Annotated in this window: 1 protein-coding gene; it reads left to right on the top strand. The window is 44.2% G+C overall.

Going from position 1 to position 1,369, the window contains the following annotated elements; genetic code table 11:
• The first annotated feature begins 86 nt into the window (after window positions 1–86).
• Window positions 87–1,115, top strand: coding sequence for an IS110 family transposase (locus tag O9X84_RS19495; protein WP_269521316.1), 1,029 nt, complete (start codon window positions 87–89; stop codon window positions 1,113–1,115).
• Window positions 1,116–1,369 lie beyond the last annotated feature (254 nt).

Genomic DNA, 1,369 nt, shown 5'->3' with positions numbered 1-1,369 from the left:
TAACGAATGATATGGACTCCCCCACCTTTTCGGCATCAATGTGCCATATTGAAAGTGCGAAGTTTCAACAAAAGTGGAGAGTCCATATGTCCTTAATTAAAGTCGTTGGCGTTGATTTAGCCAAATTAGTTTTTAGTATTCATGGTGTCGATGAGTATGGCAAGACCAAATTACGTAAAACAGTTAAACGAAACAAACTGTTAGCGGAGATAGCCAAGTTACCTCAATGTTTGATTGGAATGGAGGCATGCTCTGGCTCACATTATTGGGCGCGAGAGTTTAGTAAGTTGGGTCATGACGTTCGTATCATGGCGTCTAAGTTTGTTATCCCTTATCGCCAAAGTGAAAAGAATGATGCAAACGATGCTGAAGCCATTTGTGAAGCAGTCTCTCGCCCAAAGACCCGTTATGTCAGCATCAAGAGCGAAGAGCAGCAGGCCGTTTTGTGTTTGCACCGCATTCGTCAAGGAGCGATAAAAGATAGAACCGCTCGGATAAACCGACTCAGAGGTTTATTGTCAGAGTTTGGCATTATCATGCCCAAAGGCCGATACCCTGCACAAAATGCTATCTCAGGCATATTAGAAGACGCTGAGAATGGTTTGCCTCATCTTGCTCGAGAGCTACTCGATGATTTATGGCACAGCATCAAAGGCTTAAATGAAGAAATACTCAAATACGATAGAAAACTCTATAGATTAGCCAATCAAATGCAAGCTGCCAAACGATTAATGAGCATACCAGGTGTGGGAGAAATTACGGCAACGGCTGTGGTTGCGACCGTTAACGATGCAAAACATTTTCCAACTAGCCGTGCATTTTCTGCTTGGATTGGGCTAGTTCCCAAACAATATACCACTGGCGGAGTTGCCAGATTAGGGCGCATCAGTAAACGCGGTGAAAAACACATACGAACGGCACTTATTCACGGTGCCAGAGCGGTTATGGCGAACTGTAAAAATAAGACTGACCGAATCAGCATGTGGATAAAAGACTTAATTGAGCGGCGTGGCTTTAAGCGCGCCTGTGTGGCATTGGCCGCCAAAAACGCACGCTTGATTTGGGCATTGTTGCAGTCAGATAAAGAGTATCAGGTTGATTATGTAGCTAGCTAAAAACGGTTGCACTTAAAAGGTTAACCCCACCGAGTCAAAGCACTAGCTAATGACGATAACACGGTCAGACCGAGAGCATGAAAGCCTGTTTAGTCGGGAAGAGATAAACACTCTGATTAACGAATGAGGCATTGCTCAAGCGAAAATCATCAGGGCGATAGCGTAACAAAGCTAATAAACGCCGAATGTAGAGCTGCTGTCAGATCTTCTTGTTATCTAAAGAGCTATTGCTTGACAAAGGGGAGTCCATGTAG

Origin of the sequence: Alteromonas sp. BMJM2, from assembly GCF_027257845.1 — a bacterium.
Lineage (GTDB): Bacteria > Pseudomonadota > Gammaproteobacteria > Enterobacterales > Alteromonadaceae > Alteromonas.
Note: the sequence above shows the minus strand (reverse complement) of the source record. Positions and strands in the feature narration are given on the sequence as shown.

Bases quoted from the DNA above. Each gene is read 5' to 3' on its own strand.
- O9X84_RS19495 (WP_269521316.1), top strand. From the start codon at position 87: ATGTCCTTAATTAAAGTCGTTGGCGTTGATTTAGCCAAATTAGTTTTT.